Annotated in this window: 20 protein-coding genes; 4 read left to right on the top strand and 16 right to left on the bottom strand. The window is 30.8% G+C overall.

What is annotated here, in order from left to right:
* Positions 1–7: 7 nt before the first annotated feature.
* The 13 genes from ACSIGE_RS00100 to ACSIGE_RS00040 form a co-directional block, all read right to left on the bottom strand.
* Positions 8–898, bottom strand: coding sequence for a DUF4835 family protein (locus ACSIGE_RS00100; protein ID WP_440880769.1), 891 nt, complete (start codon positions 896–898; stop codon positions 8–10).
* Positions 891–2,099, bottom strand: coding sequence for a bifunctional phosphopantothenoylcysteine decarboxylase/phosphopantothenate--cysteine ligase CoaBC (coaBC, locus tag ACSIGE_RS00095; protein WP_440880768.1), 1,209 nt, complete (start codon positions 2,097–2,099; stop codon positions 891–893). Before coaBC ends, ACSIGE_RS00100 begins: the two co-directional genes overlap by 8 nt.
* A 1-nt stretch (position 2,100) precedes the next feature.
* Positions 2,101–2,421 carry a DNA-directed RNA polymerase subunit omega gene (locus ACSIGE_RS00090; RefSeq protein WP_440880767.1) on the bottom strand — a complete coding sequence of 107 codons (321 nt, stop codon included), beginning with the start codon at positions 2,419–2,421 and terminating at the stop codon, positions 2,101–2,103.
* A 6-nt stretch (positions 2,422–2,427) separates the two neighbouring features.
* Positions 2,428–3,249 (bottom strand): outer membrane protein assembly factor BamD, encoded by an 822-nt coding sequence (locus tag ACSIGE_RS00085; RefSeq protein WP_440880766.1) that lies wholly within the window; start codon positions 3,247–3,249, stop codon positions 2,428–2,430.
* Between the two features lie 212 nt (positions 3,250–3,461).
* Positions 3,462–3,974 (bottom strand): ferritin, encoded by a 513-nt coding sequence (locus ACSIGE_RS00080; protein ID WP_440880765.1) that lies wholly within the window; start codon positions 3,972–3,974, stop codon positions 3,462–3,464.
* A gap of 72 nt (positions 3,975–4,046) precedes the next feature.
* The gene (gene dapA / locus ACSIGE_RS00075) at positions 4,047–4,940 is read right to left on the bottom strand and encodes a 4-hydroxy-tetrahydrodipicolinate synthase (RefSeq protein WP_440880764.1); all 894 of its coding nucleotides are present in this window, start codon (positions 4,938–4,940) and stop codon (positions 4,047–4,049) included.
* Positions 4,940–5,452, bottom strand: a complete 513-nt coding sequence (locus ACSIGE_RS00070) for a DUF6913 domain-containing protein (RefSeq protein WP_440880763.1) — start codon at positions 5,450–5,452, stop codon at positions 4,940–4,942. Before ACSIGE_RS00070 ends, dapA begins: the two co-directional genes overlap by 1 nt.
* Before the next feature lie 38 nt (positions 5,453–5,490).
* Positions 5,491–6,567 carry an esterase-like activity of phytase family protein gene (locus ACSIGE_RS00065; RefSeq protein WP_440880762.1) on the bottom strand — a complete coding sequence of 359 codons (1,077 nt, stop codon included), beginning with the start codon at positions 6,565–6,567 and terminating at the stop codon, positions 5,491–5,493.
* A gap of 155 nt (positions 6,568–6,722) precedes the next feature.
* Positions 6,723–7,373 (bottom strand): lysoplasmalogenase, encoded by a 651-nt coding sequence (locus tag ACSIGE_RS00060; RefSeq protein WP_440880761.1) that lies wholly within the window; start codon positions 7,371–7,373, stop codon positions 6,723–6,725.
* A gap of 73 nt (positions 7,374–7,446) precedes the next feature.
* Positions 7,447–9,444, bottom strand: a complete 1,998-nt coding sequence (gene ligA, locus ACSIGE_RS00055; protein ID WP_440880760.1) for an NAD-dependent DNA ligase LigA — start codon at positions 9,442–9,444, stop codon at positions 7,447–7,449.
* 21 nt (positions 9,445–9,465) lie between these two features.
* Complete coding sequence (locus ACSIGE_RS00050) at positions 9,466–10,038, bottom strand: DinB family protein (protein ID WP_440880759.1); 573 nt, start codon at positions 10,036–10,038, stop codon at positions 9,466–9,468.
* Positions 10,039–10,302: 264 nt separating this feature from the next.
* Positions 10,303–11,745 carry a glyceraldehyde-3-phosphate dehydrogenase gene (locus ACSIGE_RS00045; protein ID WP_440880758.1) on the bottom strand — a complete coding sequence of 481 codons (1,443 nt, stop codon included), beginning with the start codon at positions 11,743–11,745 and terminating at the stop codon, positions 10,303–10,305.
* Positions 11,746–11,873: 128 nt separating this feature from the next.
* The gene (locus ACSIGE_RS00040) at positions 11,874–13,256 is read right to left on the bottom strand and encodes a trypsin-like peptidase domain-containing protein (protein ID WP_440880757.1); all 1,383 of its coding nucleotides are present in this window, start codon (positions 13,254–13,256) and stop codon (positions 11,874–11,876) included.
* Between the two features lie 135 nt (positions 13,257–13,391).
* On the opposite strand from ACSIGE_RS00040, the gene dapF reads away from it, so the two are divergent.
* From dapF to ACSIGE_RS00020, 4 genes are all read left to right on the top strand, one after another.
* The gene (gene dapF, locus ACSIGE_RS00035; RefSeq protein WP_440880756.1) at positions 13,392–14,174 is read left to right on the top strand and encodes a diaminopimelate epimerase; all 783 of its coding nucleotides are present in this window, start codon (positions 13,392–13,394) and stop codon (positions 14,172–14,174) included.
* A gap of 1 nt (position 14,175) precedes the next feature.
* A complete protein-coding gene (locus ACSIGE_RS00030) occupies positions 14,176–14,700 on the top strand; it encodes a GNAT family N-acetyltransferase (RefSeq protein ID WP_440880755.1) in 525 nt (174 codons plus the stop codon).
* The gene (gene mltG / locus ACSIGE_RS00025) at positions 14,693–15,721 is read left to right on the top strand and encodes an endolytic transglycosylase MltG (RefSeq protein WP_440880754.1); all 1,029 of its coding nucleotides are present in this window, start codon (positions 14,693–14,695) and stop codon (positions 15,719–15,721) included. The genes ACSIGE_RS00030 and mltG overlap by 8 nt, the downstream gene beginning before the upstream one ends.
* A 172-nt stretch (positions 15,722–15,893) precedes the next feature.
* The gene (locus tag ACSIGE_RS00020) at positions 15,894–16,526 is read left to right on the top strand and encodes a peptidoglycan-binding protein LysM (RefSeq protein ID WP_440880753.1); all 633 of its coding nucleotides are present in this window, start codon (positions 15,894–15,896) and stop codon (positions 16,524–16,526) included.
* Between the two features lie 41 nt (positions 16,527–16,567).
* Here ACSIGE_RS00020 and ACSIGE_RS00015 read toward each other — a convergent pair whose 3' ends face one another.
* The 3 genes from ACSIGE_RS00015 to dnaA form a co-directional block, all read right to left on the bottom strand.
* The gene (locus ACSIGE_RS00015) at positions 16,568–17,272 is read right to left on the bottom strand and encodes an SAM-dependent methyltransferase (protein WP_440880752.1); all 705 of its coding nucleotides are present in this window, start codon (positions 17,270–17,272) and stop codon (positions 16,568–16,570) included.
* Between the two features lie 100 nt (positions 17,273–17,372).
* Positions 17,373–17,822 (bottom strand): low molecular weight protein-tyrosine-phosphatase, encoded by a 450-nt coding sequence (locus ACSIGE_RS00010; protein ID WP_440880751.1) that lies wholly within the window; start codon positions 17,820–17,822, stop codon positions 17,373–17,375.
* 18 nt (positions 17,823–17,840) lie between these two features.
* Entirely contained in the window at positions 17,841–19,265 is a 1,425-nt protein-coding gene (gene dnaA / locus ACSIGE_RS00005) for a chromosomal replication initiator protein DnaA (protein WP_440880750.1), read from the bottom strand.

The raw sequence follows: 19,265 nt of genomic DNA, 5'->3' as shown, positions 1-19,265 counted from the left end.
TAAAAGCCTAATTAATTTTCTCCCATTTATTTTCATATGTTGGAGAAACCGCTTGAAGAACTGCTTTCATCTTTTGCTGATTAGGACTTTGTTTTCCCTGTGAAAAAACATTAACGATCTCATCCGCTTTAGCATCAAGAAAAACACGAATCATATAATTTCCAACAGTAATGTTGTGAATTTTATCTAAATCAATTATATTTTTTTCAATTTCTAGTTTTGCTTCATCAATATTTGAGATCATTTTATCAAAACCATTCCTATGATAATTGTAATAAATATTTCTGAGTGGAGAAAATTTCTGCGATAATAAGCTATCAATTAAAGCAAACCTATTTTGTTTCCCAATTTGATTCTGCCAGCCTGACTCCCCATTAGACTGTGCTTGTAACATTGCGTTTTCAGCTTGTTTATAATATGCTTCACCTCCATTTTGTTGGAACGTATCTGCATCAATACCAATTATTAAATATGCATAAAAGGCTATTGTCGAAACCAAATTTGACTCATAAATATTAGGATTGAATATTAATGGGTCAAACTCATTATATTTAAAATTAAAATTTAAATCATTAATATTTAGAATAGGACTTGCATACGAAGATTTATATACCGGTCTGGTAGCTTGTACCTGAAGGCTAGCTGAAAAATCATTCCCATTTTGTTCGTTTACTATAATCGTAAAAGCACAATTTATTCTTTCTTGAACCTTAAACCTTTTATCGGTCCATTGCTTTTGGTTTAAAAATTCAGTCAGGGCTGTTTGAAGTGTTGTATAAACCTGCTTATTTGAACTTTGTATTTTTTCTGTATTAATAGTAACTAAAGCATTTAATTCCTGTGAGCTTAAATTGGTTGATAAAACACAGCAAAGAATTAAAATGAAAAACTTATGCATATAATTTTAATATTATTTCGTTAAATATATCACTAGCAACTTTACTTTTTTCTTTCAAATCAAATTCTTTACAGTTCAGATTACTGTCCAAAATACTTACTTTATTCGTATCAGTAGCAAAACCAGCTCCGCTGTCCCTTAATGAATTTAAAACGATTAAATCTAAATTTTTGCTTTCAATTTTGCTTTTTGCATTTTCTATTTCATTATTTGTCTCCAAAGCAAAGCCAACCAAAATTTGATTCTTCTTTAGTTCTCCTAAAGACTTTAAAATATCTTTGGTAGGTTCTAGTTCTATAGTTAACGCTGAATCTTTCTTTTTTATTTTCTCCGAGGCTATCTTTTTTGGTCTGTAATCAGCTACAGCGGCCGATAAAATAGCAATGTCTGAATTCTCATAATATTTATGACACTCCTTAAACATTTCTTCTGCCGAAATAATATCAACTCTTTTTATTGATAAATGATTAACAAACTGATTACTAGGACCACTTATCAAAACTACTTCTCCGCCTAAATTTGCAGCTGCTTTTGCTAATTCAAATCCCATTTTACCAGAAGAGTGATTTCCTATAAACCTAACAGGGTCTATTGCTTCGTGAGTTGGACCTGCTGTTATTAGTATTCTTTTATTTTTCAGGGGTAGCTTATGCAAAATATCTTTCTCTATAAATGAAACTATATCTTCAGGTTCAGCCATTCTACCTTCTCCAACCAAACCACTAGCAAGCTCTCCTGAGGTAGCCGGAATCATAACATTACCAAATTCTTGGAGCCTATTTAAACTATTCTTTGTAGAAGGATGTTGATACATATCCAAATCCATAGCAGGTGCGAAATATACAGGACACTTAGCTGATAAATAGGTAGCTAAAACTAAATTATCACATACACCATTAGTCATCTTAGCTAAGGTATTGGCTGTAGCTGGAGCTATTATCATAAGATCAGCCCACAGTCCAAGCTCAACGTGATTGTTCCATAATTCGTTTTCTTCTTCTTCATAAAATGCTGAATGAACAGGATTTTTTGACAACGTAGACAATGTCAGAGGTGTTATAAAATCTTTAGACGCAGGAGTCATAATAACCTTGACTTCTGCGTCTAATTTTATAAATAAACGTACTAAACTGGCTGTTTTGTATGCCGCAATACCTGCTGTAACAGCTAGCAACACTTTTTTACCATTCAGCACTGACATATTATTTACGATCAGGTGATCTAAAATAAACACCTCCGTCTAACCACTCTTCTACTGCAATAGCATGAGGTTTAGGCAATCGTTCATAAAATTTAGATACTTCTATTTGTTCTTTGTTTTCAAAAACCTCTTCTAAACTATCGTTGTAAGTAGCAAATTCATCCAATTTATCTACCAACTCTTTTTTTAAATCAGAATTAATTTGAGTAGCTCTTTTCGCTATAATCGAAATAGCCTCGTAAATATTATCTGTAGCTTCTTCGATAGCTTCTTTATCGTATGTAACTGTACTTACTGGTGCTTTCGTCTCTTTATAATCCATTATTATTTAACTTTTAACTAATTGTTTTTGTTCCTTTTTTAATGCCGCTGACATTTTATTTGAATCGACTAAAAATTTAGAATTAGGAAAATTTCTTGTTAGTTTCTCATAAGCTTTTAGCGCTTCTTCTATCCTTTCAGTTTTTCTCCTATTTGTACTTTTCATTGCAAAATCATGCGCTGCTTTTAAACGATAATATAACGCTTCTTCCTTAAAACTTGTTCCCAAATAATCGGATAATAAATTATCCATAGCAACAATTGCAGCTCGATAATTTCGAGAATCATAGTCTGCTGTTCTATAATAAGTTTTTGCTATTTCGAAGGCTTTCTTTTCTAGTTTAAACCTAAGTTCACCATAATACTTATTAGCTTCTACTAATCTTTTTGATTCTGGATACTTGTCTATAAATTTTTGAAAAGATTCCAAAGCCTTATTTGTATCTGTTGGATCTAGGCTGAAAGAAGGTGACGACTTATAATAACTTAGAGCAGACAGAAACTCTGCCTCTTCTGCTTTAGAACTTTTAGGATAGTTTTTAGCGAATCGGTCAAAATAATATCCAGCCAAAGCATAATTTTTCACATTAAAATTAGATTGTGAAACCATGAACTGAATACGCTCCATTTGAGGTTTAGCTCTATAGGCAGGTGTTATTTTTTCAAATAACCGTATTGCTTTACTATATTTTTGAGACTCATATAATTTAACAGCCATCTTATATTGCTCGTCTGTAGTTCCTCTATTTAGTATTTTTTGATACTCCCCACATGATGTGAGCATGAACATGAGTGAAAATAATAGCGCTAAAATTTTATTTTTAATCATCTGGCAAAATTAAGTATTATTAATGAATTATTAAAAACATTTTTGACTCACTTACACGATCTTTTGAAATCTTAATACTTTGACTAGGATTATAGAATTTATGTAACATGAATATTAAAACCAAAAGCTGATATTTTCTTTAAGTTCTAAACACGAAATAACTATAAATTATGTTACAAAAACACTAAGAAATTTACAATTATTTGTTAATACTATTTTGAAGTACTATCTGTAGCAGCAACAAGTTGTTTTACATCATTATCAAAAAGGTAAAGTCCTCCTTTATCATCACCAATAAGGTTTATTTTATCTAATATGTTTCTGGCTAACGCTTCTTCCTCTATTTGTTCTGAAACATACCATTGTAAAAAATTATGGGTAGCATAATCTCTTTCCTCTAAAGTTATATGTACTAAATCATTAATTGATTGAGAAACCATTACTTCATGATTAAACAATGTTTCAAACATCTTCTTAAATGAACCAAACTCTGTAGGTGGTGCGTCTAAATCAGATACTTGTGCATGCCCGCCTCTTTCATTAACAAACTTTACTAACTTAAGCATATGCATTCTTTCTTCATCTGAATGTGCAAACATGAATTGTGCGACTCCTTCAAATCCTTGAACTTCTGCCCAGCAAGCCATTGCTAAATATACCTGTGAAGACTCTGCTTCGATTCTTATTTGTTTATTTAAGGCTTCTTCTATTTTTTTAGATAACATAGTCTATGTCGGTTTTTAGGCTACAAAGATGCAAAAAAAAAGCAAGCTTCAAAAGTTGCCACCCTGAGCTTTTTACCTATTGTATTCAAAGTACAAATTGTCAACAAAATTATTGATTCTATTTTGTAAGCTTTCTGTTGCTTGCACCAATGGTAACCTAACATCATTTCCTGTAATATCTAGTTTTTTAAGTACAGACTTAATTCCTGCTGGATTATTCTCTTCAAAAATTAATTCAATTATATTCATCAGCTTATAATGAATTTCATAAGCCTCTCTATTTTTCCCTTCCAACCCTAACCTAATCATGGTGGAAAAATCTCTTGGAAAGCCTTGTCCAATTACAGAAATAACGCCAGACCCACCAGCTAATACAGTTCCTAAAGCTAGATCATCATCTCCAGAAATCACCAAAAAATCCTCAGGCTTATTTTTTAATAACTGATAATATTGTTGTTGATTATTTCCTGCTTCTTTAACTCCAATGATATTATCAAAATCTTTTGCTAACCTAAGTGTTGTTTCTGGCAACATATTCTTAGCCGTCCTCCCTGGAACATTATATAATATTATTGGCTTAGTACTTACCTCTGAAACAGCTTTGAAATGCTGATAAAAACCTTCCTGTGTTGGTTTACTATAATAAGGAGCAACTGATAAAATAGCATCTATATTTGATAAATCTAACACCTCTAATTCATGAATTACTGCTTGCGTATTATTTCCTCCCACACCTAAAACTAAAGGTAATCTTCCATTATTAACTTCTCCTATAAACTTAATAATCTCGATTTTTTCTTCCTTTGTTATTGTTGCACTCTCTGCTGTCGTTCCATTTATGACTAAATAATCAGTTCCATTTTCAATATTATATTCAACTAATTTTCTTAAAGCGCCGTAATCTACACTTAAATCCTCGGTAAACGGTGTTACTAGAGCAACCCCCATTCCTACAAAACTTTGCATTATATTTTATTTAAAATCGTTAAGTATTTCTTTAATTCTTGATTCAAAACTGCTTCATTAAAAGTAGGGTCTGAAACTACTATATCAAAGAGTTCATCATCTATCTCAGCAAAACCTGCCTTAAGTTTTGCTCTTGAATGCAAAGTTATTACATTGGTATATAAATTTGAAGCCTTAGTGTAATTTATAAGTAAATCGTAACTATAATTAACAAACTTTTTCAAATTGTCTGATTTCAAACTTGCCTTGAAACCGATTTCTCTTTCTGAGAAAAACTTTGTTATTGACTCTTCTTTCTTTGAAAACTTACGATAAACTAAAAAGGTAATATTTTCTTTATTGAAGCTTAATTTTGTTCCTAAATTAGACGCTATTACATTTTCAAGAGCAGCATTATCAAGAATAATAGCAATAGATTTAATCTTATCTTTATTACTGCTAGTTGCTTTACTTCTTTCTTTGAGTTTATTATATTGTTTTAATATCGATTTCTTTCTAAAGTTCCCTATCATTTTTTACTATGGTTACTAGACTTTATCTATTTTATCCCTCAATCAATTATTTCCATTAATACGAACTGGTTCAATTGCTTTCCATAAAGTTGAAAATTATCATCTGAAACTAAAAGTAATGTTTTATTTCCATTAGCTAAAGTATCGCCTAAACAAGCTCCCTCTATATTATCAATAATTCCTCCTGTCAACTCTTTTTTAATCAATTCAAAATCAAATAACAGTTCTTTTTTAAGTGGTATATAGTTAACTTCTTTTAAAGATGGAAGCCCTATGGTATTCGTTGTGTTTTGAGAAACTGTTGCTCTAAAAATTCGTATTGTATTCCCATAACTTCCATAACCACTTTGATAAATTCTTTCAATAATAAAAAATTCATCTTTTCGATACTCAATAAGTGCTGTCACCCCATTCAAATTTAAATTTCCTTTTATCGGATTTTCAAGATGTTCTAATTCATAAGCATATTGTTTTTCTGCCTTCCCAGAACCTGAATTAAAGTAAGTAATTCTTACAGGATATTTTTCCTGTTTATGGGAAGCTTCTTCTCCATCAGCTTTTAAAGGGGACTCTAACGAGACCCAAAAACCTTTTGAATCAAAAGACCTACAAGATCCCTCAAAAACACCATTATGCCTATAACTTTCTTTTTTAGTAGACGCTAAATTTTCTGGGAATTTAAACTCTCTTATAAAGCTGCCAGAAGAATCTGAAACAAATAGCAAGGGCCTTTTATTTTTCTTAATAGATCCTTCACTTGCTAGATTCAAATTACCATCCATATCAATAAAAACAGATTCTAAATCTAACAACTCTTTTGAATTAGTACTATTTAATGAATCGTTTATAAGTATTGTTTTGTTAAAAATAACTTTCTCTATTTTTCCATTTTTTACAGGAATTGAGCAAGCTACAACTCTTGGTTCTTTTGAGTCATCTATAACCAAATAGTACATATTCTTATATTTATCTATCCCGGATAGCCCTCCTACTATTTTATTTTGAAAACTGACAGAATCTTTAATAACATATTCATCTAAAAACCTTAGTCTTATATAATTGTTTTCACAACCTATAAAGCATGCTATGGAAAGTACGAAAAATATAAATCTCATAAGGCAATAAATAATAATATTAAAAAAGCGAAAGTAGCACTTAAATTAATAAACTTATAAGTTCTTATATGCAATTTAGAATATTATAACACTTTTTGATTTAAATGACTTCAATTTTTATGAATGATAGCTATTTTACATACGCTAATAATGTATCAAGAATGTATTTTTATTACTCCTTTACATATTAAATATTGAGCAATTAGGTACAGAATAATTATAAGTACATCAAATAAATAAAGTGAACTATAAAAAGTATTCAATGCGATTAAAGCATCCGAAGCCATAAAAAGAATAACACCTAAGAATAAATATTTGTTCTTATTATTATTTTGCTGGACGTAATTAAACAATGTAATCCCTCCCAAAGTTGCTATTGTGACTCCATAAAAAATCACAGGAATCACTAAATCTGTTAAAGCTTCCCTTATCAAATGGAAAATGTTAAAAAAAACAAATAAAAAAGGAATAATAAAAATGATAATTTTGAAAAGTATCGGTTTTATCATTAGACTAAACGCAATTCTTATATAGAGAAAGTGAACAACTAAAAAAAAAGATAGACCAAAAATCAAAAATTTTTTATTCCCCAGTAAAAAAACATCTCCTAAAAACGAAAAAAACAAACCAATAATAAACCAATGATTTCGTTTTTTAGTTAATGCTAAATACATTACCAACAACGAAATCATTAATAAAGGTTTAAATATTATTTCAAGCTGTTTATTACAGGTAACTACAGCCAATATATCTAAAGCCGAAACTAATATAAATGCTACAGTAGCTAAAAAACTCTTATATGACATTTTGACCTACTTATTTGTTAAAAACATTAAACTAACTTCATAAGCCTCAAACAATACAAAAGACTTCATATTTTTATTTAATCATTTCGATAAAATCTTGTTCCGTAATAATTGAAACCCCTAACCCTTGTGCTTTAGCCAACTTACTTGGCCCCATATTATCTCCCGCTACCACATAGTCCGTTTTTTTAGAAATGGAACTACTAACCTTTCCTCCATTATCTTCTATTGCCTTCTTTAACTCATTTCTACTCAATTGATGAAAAACACCTGATATTACGAATGCCTTTGCTTTTAATTTATCTGTTTGATTTTCTATGGCTTTCGCAGAAACCTCTAACTGAACTCCGTAAGACTTTAATCTTTCTACTAATTTCTTATTATTATCATTTACAGAAAAATCTATGATGCTTTGAGCAATACGATCACCAATATCATCAACAGCCGTAAGAGTTTCTAAATCTGCACTCATTAAGTTATCGATTGATTTAAAATGCTTAGCTAGCTTTCTCGCTACTGTCTCGCCTACGAAACGTATTCCAAGAGCAAATAATACTTTTTCAAAAGGATTTTTTTTTGATTTTGTAATTCCTTCAATCATATTTTGAGCAGATTTTTCGGCTATTCTTTCCAATGGCATTACCACATCTTTAGTTAACTCGTATAAGTCTGCGTAATTTTTAATCACCCCTTCCTTTCTTAATAAATCAACTGTCTCTCCCCCCAAACCATCAATATCCATGGCTTTACGAGATATAAAATGTTGAATTCTACCTGTTATTTGAGGTGCGCAACCAAATTCATTCGGACAATAATGCTTCGCATCTCCTTCAGTTCTTATTAATTTGGTTTCACACTCTGGACAATTTGTTACATATTTTGTTGGAGAAGAATTTTCAGGTCTTTTACTTAAATCAACTTTAATAATTTTAGGAATAATTTCCCCTCCTTTTTCAACAAAAACAGTATCGCCTACTCGAATATCAAGCCTTTCTATTTGGTCAGCATTATGAAGAGAAGCCCGCTTGACAATAGTTCCTGCCAAAGGAATAGCTTCTAGATTTGCTACAGGTGTGATCGCTCCTGTTCTTCCAACCTGATACGTTATTTCATTTAGAATTGTTGAAACCTGCTCAGCCTTAAACTTATAAGCAATAGCCCATCTTGGTGATTTCGATGTATAACCTAACTCCTCTTGTTGCTCTAAACTATTCACTTTTATTACAATACCATCTGTTTCATATGGTAAATTGTGACGCTCTACGTCCCAAATGTTTATAAACTTAAGTACTTCATCTATATTTTTTGCTAAAACAATTGTATTAGGAACCTTAAAGCCTGAATTTCGAGCAGCCTCTAAAATATCATAATGTGTCGTATACTTTCTTTCATTCGTTACTACCTGATACAACAAACAATCTAAAGGCCTTTTTGCTACCTCAGTACTATCTTGTAACTTCAAGCTTCCACTAGCGGTATTTCTAGGATTTCTATATACTTCCTCTCCATTAGCAATTCTTTTTTCATTCATTTTATTAAAACCTTCCAACGGAAGAATAATTTCTCCTCTCATTTCATAATTAGAGAGAAAATCTTCTCTAGGCACTAAAGGAATTGATTTAATAGTTTTTATGTTAGTAGTTACGTCATCACCTTTAAACCCATCTCCTCTTGTAACAGCTTTTAAAAATTTCCCTTTTTCAAATATCAAATTAATCGAAGCTCCATCATACTTTAATTCACATGTATATTCTATATCTGTAACTCCTAGATTTTTTTGTAAACGTTTTTCCCAATCTAGTAAATCTTCTTTTGAATAAGAATTGTCAAGAGAATACATTCTATTTTCATGTGTAACTGTGTCAAAATTTTTTGTTACCCCCCCTCCTAAACGTTGGGTTGGAGAGTTCGGATCAAAAAATATTGGATTCTCTTCTTCTAATTTTTCTAATTCTTTTAACTTTACATCAAACTCATAATCAGTAATTGTAGCATTATCTAATACATAGTAATTATAATTGTGCTCACGTAATTCTTCTCTAAGCTTCTCTATTTCATCCTTTATTGTCATTGAAAAAGTATAACTATTTACTTATTTTTTTACTGTTCCTGTTAATAAACTAACTCCTTTTGGAAAAGGATTACCAGACGATCTCCTAAAGGATACTATCTGTCCTAAATGCCAAAGAGCGTCGGCAATTGGCCCATTTAACTGATTCCAAAATGGATATTCAGCTGTATGATCACCTTTGGTTATTTTCATCGAAAACTTTGACAAGTCATCTGACCTTTTTAAAATATCACTAGATCTCTTGAAGTTTTCTAATGTTTCTTTTCTTAATTGGTTAAATGAAAGATGATCGCTCTTTTTAAATTCAACTTGACGCCCCTCTAAGGTACTTAAAGTCATTATAGATAAGGCTAAAATATGCTCTAAAGTTTCCCTAGAAGTTCTTGCTTCATCATTTGGCTTAAATTGTAAATCCTCCTCCTTTAATCCTTCTGTACTCCAAAAATATCGAAACCCTAGACCATCTATCATTCTTGCCGCTACCGCCCCTTCTGTATAGTTCTTTGGAGCTTCTGGTATTTGATAATAAGGTAATGTTTGTGCATTTAATTTACTCATAAAAAAAAGTAATACAACGGTGCTTATAATTCTCATATTTAATTTACTGTTTAGCTTTTAAAAAAACGAAATATAATTAATTTTAATTTTATCAAAAAACACAAATATCATCTAACTCTTTCCTTAATTATTGATCAAATAAGTGAACAACAATTTATTTAAGAATAACTTTTCTCATATCTAATAAATTAAAAATATTGGTTCCGACTGGAACAATTAGCAATTGTTTTTAACCAGTATAAAAGTCGATATAAATATTTTTTATATCGACTTTTACATAGTATCTATTATTATTTAATTTTAATAATAAGTATATCTACGAACCTTTGCAATATGCTTAGCTAAACGCATTACCTGGTGTGAATATCCATACTCGTTATCATACCAAACATAAAGCACAACTGTATCATCTTCAGCAATTGTTGCTTTACTATCAAAAATAGCTGGTGCTGAAGTACCTATTATATCTGACGAAACCAATTCATTACTTAGCGAATATTTTATTTGTTCTACTAAACTTCCTTCCAATGCATACTGTTTCATTATAGCATTCACCGATTCAACAGTTGCTTTGGAGTTTAACTGCAAATTCAAAATTGCTAATGATCCATTTGGAACAGGCACCCTAATTGCACTTGAAGTTAATTTACCTTCCAAAGCTGGTAATGCCTTAGAGACTGCTTTACCTGCACCTGTTTCTGTAATAACCATATTTAACCCTGCTGCACGCCCTCTTCGATACTTTTTATGCATGTTATCAACTAAATTCTGATCATTTGTATAGGCATGAATTGTCTCCAAGTGTCCTTTTTTAATTCCAAAATTATCTTCAATCGCTTTTAAAACAGGAGTAATTGCATTCGTTGTACAAGAAGCTGCAGAAAAAATATCTATCTGATCAGGATTATTATCTAAGTGATTAACACCATGAACTATATTAGGCACTCCTTTTCCTGGAGCTGTCAATAAAACTTTACTTGCTCCATTCGATGCTAAAAGACGACTTAAAGACTCCTTATCTCTAAAGGCTCCTGTATTATCAATTATTAAAGCATCGTATATTCCATAATTGGTGTAATCTATTTCCTCAGGTTCGTTAGCCGAAATCATTTGAACCGTTGTCCCGTTGATTATTAATGATTTATTTTCAACATCGATTTGTACAGTACCTAAAAAGTCACCGTGAACAGAATCTACTCCTAATAAAGAAGCCCTTTTTTCAAGAACAGATTGATCAATTTTTCCACGTGTTACAATGGCTCGTAAACGCAATTGAGATCCTTTTCCCATTTTACTACTCAACTCACGAGCTAGCAAGCGTCCAATGCGTCCAAAACCATAAAGTACTACATCTTTTGGTTCAAAAGGAGTTGTTCCAGTTGCATTTTTTAACTGATGTTTTACAAATGCTACCTTATCTAGGCCTGAATCTTCTGTTAAATGATACTCATAAGCTAATTTTCCTATATCCAACTTAGATGCAGGTAAATCAATTATTTGTATTGCCTTTGCTATTTCTAGGGCATCGGTTATGGAAATTGGTTTTGCCACAAACTCTTTCGCATAACTAATCAAATTAAGAACCTCACTTGCCCTCTTATCTACTAAAGGGTTTCTAAATAAAACCAGTTCAATGGACTTGTCATACCAAAGATCATTGACAATATTTATAAATTCAGTAGTAGCTCTTCTTACCTGAGCTTGATTAGCTACTTCATTTTCGTAATTTATTATTGTTGACATAGTTGTGTGTTAAGTAATTTTTTTAAAATTTGTGCAAAAATACGTATTTCAATTCATTTCACTATTCACATAAACAAAAAATCTCAGTTATGAAACTGAGATTTTACTGTGCTTTAAGCTGTTATTTTTTAATATCGGAACATTTCTTTTTTACCCTCAGGAGTTATCATTTCAAATATATATCTTCTATTGCCGCTTTGATCTAATAACTCTACAGCATGTTCAGCAGACATAACGTCTTTACCATTGATTTTTATTAAAATATATTCTTTTAATCCATTATAATCTTCAAAATAAGGGTTCCAGGAATTAGTTATTTTTGCACCTCCTTTGACACCTAACTTTTTCATTTCCTCTTTACTTAAATTTTTAAACTGCGTTCCAAGCACCTTACTTGTTGGCATTACAACTTTTTTTATCAACTTAACTGTTTTCACTAATTCTTCCCCCTCTCTATCAATAGTCACATCTATTACATCTCCTGGTCGTTTTGCAGTTAATTGACCTTTTAAATCAGAAAATTTAGAAATTTTTATATTATTAACTTTAGTAATTATATCTCCTTCTCTCAAACCTGCCTTTGACGCCTCGCTTTCTCTATCAATACTCTCGATTTTAACCCCTTCTATTTCTCCTTCCTTATCTACATAAGGTATAAAACCTATCAGCGCTTCTTGAACTTTACCAAATTCCAATAAATCATCAATAATTTTTTTTGCAATATTAGATGGAACAGCAAAAGAATAACCTATAAAAGAACCTGTTTTTGATGTAATTGCTGTATTAATCCCTATTAGTTCCCCTCTTGTATTTACAAGTGCGCCACCACTATTTCCTGGATTTACTGCCGCGTCTGTCTGAATAAAAGACTCTGTATTACTGTTTCCATCCAAATCACGCCCCTTAGCACTAACAATACCCGCAGTTACCGTAGACGTTAAATTATAAGGATTCCCTACAGCTAAAACCCACTCTCCTATTTTTACAAAGTCAGAATTGGCAAATGGCAAGAAAGGTAAGTCTTCATCTGTATCAACTTTTAATAAAGCAATATCATTATCTTTTGAAGAACCTATTAATTCAGCTTTTAATTTTTTTCTATTATTCAGGGTAATTTCAATTTCAGAAGCCCCATCAATAACATGATTATTTGTAACAATATAACCATCGGGTGAAATAATCACTCCACTCCCAGTTCCAATTTGCTCATATTTTCTTGTACCACTTCCTCTTCCAAAAAAATGTTCTAGCCAAGGATTTTGTTGCGTCCTGATTGCTGTATTTTTCACATGAACAACTGCATTAACAGAACTTTCAGCTGCTTTTGTAAAGTCTGTTGGTGCTGAAGAATTTGCTAAAATAGGTGAAACATAATTTGCTTTTACTGTTTGCAAAGAAGGTGTACTTTCTTGAACCACTACTTGTGTTTCCTCGAAAAATAATTTGTAACCAGCAAGTGATAAAGCGCCCCCTAAAAACGCTATTACTAAAATTCCTAAGATTTTCTTCATACGTCTACAATAATTTAAGTGTTATACAAATATACAATTTTAACATTTTAACAAAATCTGTTTAACTTGTTTTTAACTGTTTTTAACCACTGTTTAACAGCAACAAATCATTGTTTAAATACTTATATTTGTTGCATGAATTTGATATTTTATAAATACCAAGGTACAGGTAATGATTTCATTATTATTGATAACAGATCAAAAACCTTTCCAAAAAAAAATAAAGACATCATTTCTTCGTTATGTAACCGTTATTTCGGTATTGGATCTGATGGGTTAATCTTATTGGAAAATGATGTAGAAAGTGATTTTAAAATGGTTTATTACAATGCAGATGGTAATGAAAGCACCATGTGTGGTAATGGTGGCAGATGTATTGTTGCCTTCGCACATAAGTTAAAATTAATTCAAAAAGAAACCAAATTTAATGCTGTTGATGGCATTCACTTTGCATCAATTAAAGACGACATTGTTTCTCTAAAGATGATAAATGTAGACACTATAAATATTCAAGAATCATATGCTTTTACAAATACAGGGTCACCTCATCACATAGAATTGGTAGATGACTTAGATTCTTTTGATGTATTTAATAAAGGAAAAAATATTCGAAATAATCTTTATGGTAAAGATGGCAGTAATGTAAACTTTGTTGAACCTATAGATGAATCAACCTTTAAAGTAAGAACTTATGAAAGGGGTGTTGAAAACGAAACACTTGCTTGTGGCACTGGTGTTACTGCTGTGGCAATTGCAATGCATGCTACTAAGAAAACCAATAGTACATCAATAAAACTTCCTGTAAAAGGAGGTCAACTTTCTGTTTCATTTGAAAAAAATAATGGTATTTATACCAATATCTTTTTAACAGGACCTGCTAAATATGTCTTTAAAGGAGAACTTAATATTGAATTATAATATGAAAACTCTTAAAGGAAATCAAATTAATTTACGAGCTCTAGAGCCCGAAGATCTTTCTTTCTTATTCGATATTGAAAATAATGAACAGTTTTGGGAGGTTAGCCATACACAAATCCCCTTCTCTAGGTTTCTACTTAAAAAATACATAGAAAACTCTCATTTAGATATTTACGAAGCAAAACAATTACGACTGATTATTGAACTTTCTAAAAATAAATCTTCTGTAGGTATGATTGACTTATTTGATTTCAATCCTCAACATAAACGTGCTGGTATTGGCATTCTTATTCATCCAGATTATCAAAAAAAAGGTTATGCCAATGAAGCTTTAGATAATTTAATTAATTATTGTTTCAAACACTTAAATCTTCGTCAACTTTACGCAAATATTACTATTGATAACCAAAATAGTTTACATTTGTTTCATGCTAAACGTTTCACGAAAGTAGGAATCAAAAAAGACTGGATATATTATCAAGGAAAATTTAAAGACGAAATTTTACTTCAATTAATCAATGAATAAAAAAATTATCTCAGGTATAATAATTTTTATACTAATAGCTACACTAATTAAAGGATATAGTTTTTACAAAAACATCTATGGAAAAGCTATTGTTAAAAATGGCACGTTATTTATTAATTCCACAGATAACTTGCTTAATGTTAAAACCAAACTTACTCAATTCATAAATAATTCCTCAAATTTCGAATGGATTGCTGAAAAGAAAAATTACATAAAACCTAAAAGCGGACGATATGAATTAAAAGAAGGGATGAGCTTAAATGATCTTATTAATCTTTTAAGGAGCGGTAAACAGACCCCTATTAGACTTTCTTTTAACAATCAAGATACATTAGAAAAACTAGCCAGTAGAATATCAGAACAAATTGAAGCAGATTCTGTTTCTTTACTTCAGTCAATGCAAGACATGGGATTTTTAGAATCTAATGGTTTTGATAAAAAATCGGCTTTAGGAATGTATATTCCGAATAGCTACGAATTTTATTGGAATACCTCTGCTGAGAAATTCAGAAATAGAATGCTCAAAGAGTATAATCGTTTTTGGAATGAAGATAGAATTTCTAAGGCTAGAAAATTAAATTTATCCAAATCTGAAGTTCTTACCTTAGCTTCAATTGTACAAAAAGAAACTGTTCAGAAAAGTGAACGTCCAATTGTTGCTGGACTTTATTTGAATAGACTTAGAAGTAACATGCCGTTACAAGCTGACCCTACTGTTATTTATTGTTTGAAAGAGATCAATGGACCTAATTTTACAGTAAAAAGAGTTTTAAACAAGGATCTTTTAATTGATTCTCCCTATAACACTTATAAAAACTCAGGATTACCTCCTGGTGTAATTTCAATGCCCGACATTTCTGCTATCGATGCTGTTTTAAATTATAAGGAACATAACTATATATATATGTGTGCTAGCATAGAAAACATAGGTTACCATAAATTTGCGAGAACGCTAAGTCAACACAATAGAAATGCGTTACAATATCAACAATGGATAAACAAAAGAGGAATCAATAGATAAATTGATTTTTTTTTATTTAGACCAAAAAGAATATTTTAACACTCTTCCAATATATTTATTAATATTTTGATTATTGAATTCATTAGATAAACACAAATTAAATAAATATTTAATAACTGATAAAAAAACTTAACATATTGATTATTAGCAGTTTTAATTTTTTATTGTATCTTTGCCGGCGCTAAACGGAAAGTATTTAATTATCAGAAATTTAGGAACTCTATTTTTATTATTTTTATTATCGACAAGTTTTACTAAAAATATAAGTAAGAGTAAAAAAGAAGGGAACAATAAGAAAACAACTAAACCAATTCCTGAAGTGGTCTTTAAAGAGGATTTGAATTTTCCTTTTTTGGATAAAGATTTTATAGGGTTTAGAGAAGCATTAGCTTTTAAAGAATCTCAAGGAAAGTACATGGTTGTAAACAAACTAGGATATTTGGGAAAATATCAATTTGGTAAATCTACTTTAAAAAGATTTAAAATATACAATACTTATAACTTTCTAAGAGACCCAGAACTCCAAGAAAAAACTTTTATAGCTCTTTGCAAAGTTAATAAATGGATTCTACGTAAAGACATTAGTCGTTTTTTAGGTAAAAAGATTAACGGTGTTGTAATAACAGAATCTGGAATCTTGGCGGCAGCTCATCTAAGTGGTGCAGGAAATGTAAAAAAATATCTTAGATCTTATGGGAAAATTACTTTTAAAGATGCCTTTGGAACAACAATTCAAGATTATATAAGAAAATTTAAGGGCTACGATGTATCAAATATTATTGGTGATAAATACGCTAGTGCTTAATTAACAACATACAAAAAATTGTATTTACCAAGGTAAGCTGGTTATTTATGAATAATAAATATAGCTGGTCTTTTGTGTAAATCGATTTTTTGTTTCTTCCAATTTTTTACAGGAAGTGTTTTAATGTATTCTGATGCTAATGTTACATCACAAGCAACACACAACCTTGTATGATCTGATAATATAGAACATAAATCTGCTAACATTTTTTCATTTCTATAAGGAGTCTCAATAAAAATCTGTGATTGATTTTTTTCTCTTGAAGTATTTTCTAATTGTTTAATAGCTCTTTTTCTTTCTGCTTTATCAATCGGAAGATACCCATTAAAAGCAAAACTCTGACCGTTCATTCCCGAAGCCATCATAGCCAACAAAATAGATGAAGGACCAACTAGAGGAACAACCTGAATTCCTTTTTCATGAGCTAACTTAGCAATCGAAGCTCCAGGATCTGCAATTGCAGGTACTCCAGCTTCAGATAAAATCCCTACGGAAATTCCTTCTTCACAAACATCTAAGTAGTTTTGAATCTCAATTTCGTCAGAGTATTTATCCAACAACATCAACTGTAAATTACCCTGACCTTTACTTGGGGTTATTTTCTTAATAAAACGACGTGCTGTCTTCTCATTCTCAACAATAAAATGATTTAATTGCTCAATTATTTTTTTTACGGAAATTGGCAACACCTCTAAGGGTTCTGTATTACCCAAAGTAGTTGGGATTAAATATAATTTACCTTTCATTTACTTATTGATTTTAAGCGAAATTATCATCATAATAGTAAGATTTACTTTTCAGAGATAGAACACCAAAGCTTAATTAAGTTAAATAAAAACGACTAAACTATACATATTTTGAGGCTATTACCTCACAAGCCTCATTTAACATTTCAAATACTTTCTCAAAACCTTGGTTACTTCCATAGTAAGGATCTGGAACATTTAATATTTTATTCTCTGAAACTTCCTTTAGTATTAGTTTAACTTTTTTAATTTCATTTTCATTCCTTGCTAAAGTTATTAAATCCTGAAAGTTACTTTCATCCATTGCATAAATAAGATCAAATTTTTCAAAATCATCTATCATAAACTTTCTTGACCTTTGTTTGGATATGTCTATACCTTTCTTTTCTGCTATTTTAATTGACCTTTTATCAGGATGTTCACCTGCATGATATCCAGAAGTACCTGCTGAATCTATAATGATATTTTTTGATACGACTTTGGATGCTAATATACCTTCCGCTAGTGGAGATCTGCAAATATTACCCAAACATACCATTAATATTTTCATATTATTTCTGAAATTCTATTAAATGGTTAACTTTTTTGTTAAGTCTTCAACATACTTTTTAAATTGCTTATCAGTCTCTGTCAAATTGTCAACAGTTTTGCATGCATGTAAAACTGTTGCATGATCTCTCTGACCTATTTGACTTCCAATACTAGCTAATGAAGATTTAGTCATTCTTTTAGCAAAATACATCGCTAATTGACGAGCTTGAACTATATGCCTCTTTCTTGTCTTAGACTGCAAAGTTGCCACATCCATATCAAAATATTTGGAAACAACTTTCTGAATATAATCGATCGATAGTTCCTTCTTAGTATTTTTTACAAATTTATCAACTATTTGTTTAGCTAACTCAATAGTAAATTCTTTTCTATTAAATGATGCTTGTGCTATCATTGAAATAATAACTCCTTCTAACTCTCTAACATTAGATTTTATATTTTTTGCAATATAGTCAACAATATCTTCAGGCATCTCTACACCATCTCTATACAATTTATTTTGAAGAATTGAAACTCTTGTCTCATAGTCAGGTGATTGCAATTCTGCAGACAATCCCCATTTAAAACGTGATAACAATCGTTGCTCTATATCTTGCATATCAACAGGAGCCTTATCTGAAGTTAAAATGACCTGTTTTCCATTTTGGTGTAAATGATTGAAAATATGAAAAAACACGTCTTGAGTTCCTGCTTTTCCAGAAAGAAATTGAACATCGTCAATTATTAACACATCAATCATTTGATAAAAATGTATAAAATCGTTTCTTGTATTCGATTTTACCGAATCTATAAATTGTTGTGTAAATTTCTCTGAAGAAATATATAAAACAGTTTTATCAGGATATTTATCTTTTATTTCAACTCCAATTGCATGAGCTAAATGTGTTTTACCTAACCCTACACCTCCATAAATAAGTAGTGGGTTAAAAGAAGTACCTCCTGGCTTATTTGCCACAGCCATTCCCGCTGATCTGGCCAGTCTATTAGAATCTCCTTCAACAAAATTAACGAAGTTGTAATTTGGGTTCAACTGTGATTCAATCTTCACCTTTTGCAAACCCGGAATTACAAATGGATTTTTAAGTTCTCTTTTCGACTCAATAGGCACCGTTACCTTTTGCGGTTTAATTGGATTTCTATTAGAGCTAGGAATTTTTACTGTTTGAGGATTATTACTACTATATGTATTTTCCATTCGAACGTCATAGACCAACTTAGCATCGCTTCCTAGCTGTCTTACAAGAGCAACACGCAGCAACTTGATGTAATGCTCTTCCAGCCATTCGTAAAAAAATTTACTTGGAACCTGTATTGTTAAAGCTTCCCCAGATAGCTTTACCGGTTTAATCGGTTCAAACCAAGTTTTATATGCTTGAGGTTTGATATTGTCCTTTATAAAGGACAGACATTCCATCCAAACTGAATCAGCTGTTTTAGTCAT

This window comes from Tenacibaculum profundi, from assembly GCF_052050075.1.
Lineage (GTDB): Bacteria > Bacteroidota > Bacteroidia > Flavobacteriales > Flavobacteriaceae > Polaribacter.
The sequence above is the reverse complement of the archived record's forward strand: the minus strand, read 5'-3'. Positions and strand labels throughout refer to the sequence as shown.